This window comes from Sedimenticola hydrogenitrophicus (assembly GCF_029017505.1).
Lineage (GTDB): Bacteria > Pseudomonadota > Gammaproteobacteria > Chromatiales > Chromatiaceae > Sedimenticola > Sedimenticola hydrogenitrophicus_A.
The window spans coordinates 1-2,437 of the sequence record NZ_JAQGEI010000079.1 but is presented as its reverse complement, the minus strand read 5'-3'; the positions used below and the strand labels follow the sequence as shown (position 1 = coordinate 2,437).

Genomic DNA, 2,437 nt, shown 5'->3' with positions numbered 1-2,437 from the left:
CGCAAATCTGGTGCACCGGGATAAAGCAGGGTCACGGATACGGATAAAGCAGGGTCACGGATAAAGCAGGGTCTTGATCCTTGAATTCTCCAGCCTTCGAATGATTTTACTGATCGACGAATAATGCAGACCAAAGTACTCCGACAACTCCGCCATCTTGTATCCTCCACTTCGATAGGCTTGATAAATAGCATCATCACGTGATCGACATTGCATTTGATAGTCGCCTAACGGCTTGGCCATCTTTCTCTTTTGCCCCTGAGGAATCTCTGCTAAAGACTTCTCGGGATCGATCAGCGCCTGCATTTCAGCAACAAACTGCTCATTTCCCAAAAACACCTGATTCCTCAGGTGTTCCCACGGTGAGGGCTGCCCCTTCCCCTCCGAGACAAACTTACGGAAGCGCTCACACGCCGTCTTGTGCCGTTTGGCAAACGCACTCAATATCCAGTCCGTCTGCAGCCACGCGGGTGCTGTTATCCAACCGGCTGTTGCCCGGTAACTGCTCCAGGGCCAATCCTTCGCCGATCGCACCATCGCCGCCCGTACCGGGTTGAGCACGATATAACGGGCCAACTCCAAGAGGTAACTGTTTTTATCCACCAAAATGGACTTGTAACGGCCTTGGAATACATGACCGATGCGTCCATGGAGACGATTGAAGCGTTGAGTATATACACCATTGAGCTGGCGCATTCCCGGAGATAAGTTGCCCTCTGGCGTCTCCACCAGCAGGTGGTAATGATTATCCATCAGACAATACGCGTGGCAGGACCAATTAAACCGACGACATACTTCTGCGAACACTTCCAGCCAGATATCCCTATCGCTGTCTGAAAGGTAAATAGCTTCGCGCTGATTACCACGGGAGGTAACGTGATAGAGCGCTCCTGGAAATTCTATTCGAAGTGGCCTCGTCATGGGGGTCGATTATAGTTGAGAGGATTCAAAATTCAAGACCTGACCCTTATGTTCCTTCTTTTTGTTTTGTTACCGGCGGCGTCATAGTCCGTTTTTGTAATCTCCTGATGGGTCCCCAGGTGGTTGAGGGTCCGGGTTTTGCGGTTACGGCTGTCGTAGTCGAAGGAGGTTGCCACCAAAAAGAAAACTGCTTAAGTTATCCACAACTCTCAGGAGGAGACTGTCACTGTACAACTATAGCGATAGCAATGCCAAGAAGAATCGAGATAACAAAGTACAACTTCCCCCTATACTTTTTGGGTACTAATTTTTTAGGGATAGCAGCACTTATCTTAAGTATTTTGACGGCTTTTTCATATTGCTTTTCATTGTACACCCACAATCCAAGCGTATTCCCAAAATGATAGTAATTCAGCTGTTTTTCGTTTTGGCCACTAATGAACGAAGTAATATTATGTTGCTCTAATATCCTCCTCTGCTTATTCAGCCAAGCAATATCGGTAGAGGTAGTTACTAGTAACATGATTTTATGTTTAACTCATTAGCTATTACCTGAGATACTCGAGTAAATCGCTCGCCTTCTCTGTCGGTATCAATCTTATAAAAGGCCCTTTTACGCCGTTAGGCAGAGAATCTGTCAGTAGTATTCTTACGAAGCCGGCATCTTGCAATGCCTCAATATATTCCATTTCACCAGAGCCATTGATGGAACTTCTCAAAATGAAATCATTCGGATTAAGATCCAATAAGTATTTTAATGACTTCAGCCTAATTCCTAACTGCTCTTGAGAACATTCTTCCAATTTTTTTATGCTATCACTACCTAAATCAGATGCAATTACTACCCCACCAGACAAAAACGTATATGCGATCACTGCTATGCATATGATTTTAAGACAAGTATCTCCTATCCACTTCATTTTATTCACCTCTCATGGAGCAGTTTAAAGTAGTGTTATTCTTGCCAATTATTTCCACCTCCACTTTATACACTCACAATCCGGGTCATATTCTGGGCGCCAAGTTGGTGAAACAACAACAGGATCTCCGGGAATCTCAAAGAACTGGTCATATCGCCCACAAGTGTTGTCACTTCTCCCACTCCAGCATCTCCATTTTACACAAACTGTTTTGGTGCATGCGGCAGGCCATACATCGCAGAAGTTCATATCTAGCACACCGCTAAGAGCGCTAGCAAGACTTTCATTACCGATATTTGTAGCAATGGTCGGCTTTGGGTTAATACCGTACGCCTTACCATATGAGCTACCGTATCTGTTCCTTTGATTACGTATATGCCCCCCTTTCAAGCCAATCCTGTCGCTCTTTACTAACGGATTGGCTTCCACATAAGCATACATGTTCAGCCCACCACCAAGCCCAATCGGATCCCTCTGAACATACCGCCCTATGGATGGATCATAATCCCTGAAGTAGTTGTAGTACGCCCCCGTCTCCGCATCATAATACTGCCCCGGGAACCGCAACGGATTGGCCCAGGCCTGGTTGGTCTCGG

At 46.0% G+C, this 2,437-nt stretch carries 4 protein-coding genes; all 4 read right to left on the bottom strand.

The genetic code is table 11. The features are described from left to right. Nucleotides 1-54: 54 nt before the first annotated feature. On the bottom strand, nt 55-921 hold the full coding sequence (locus O9K64_RS23250) for an REP-associated tyrosine transposase (protein ID WP_275100505.1): 867 nt from the start codon (nt 919-921) through the stop codon (nt 55-57). A gap of 223 nt (nt 922-1,144) precedes the next feature. Then, on the bottom strand, nt 1,145-1,444 hold the full coding sequence (locus O9K64_RS23245; RefSeq protein ID WP_275100504.1) for a hypothetical protein: 300 nt from the start codon (nt 1,442-1,444) through the stop codon (nt 1,145-1,147). Nucleotides 1,445-1,469: 25 nt separating this feature from the next. Next, the gene (locus tag O9K64_RS23240; RefSeq protein WP_275100503.1) at nt 1,470-1,841 is read right to left on the bottom strand and encodes a hypothetical protein; all 372 of its coding nucleotides are present in this window, start codon (nt 1,839-1,841) and stop codon (nt 1,470-1,472) included. Nucleotides 1,842-1,889: 48 nt separating this feature from the next. Next, nucleotides 1,890-2,437: RHS repeat-associated core domain-containing protein (locus O9K64_RS23235; RefSeq protein WP_275100502.1), on the bottom strand; the 548-nt coding region annotated here is incomplete at its 5' end.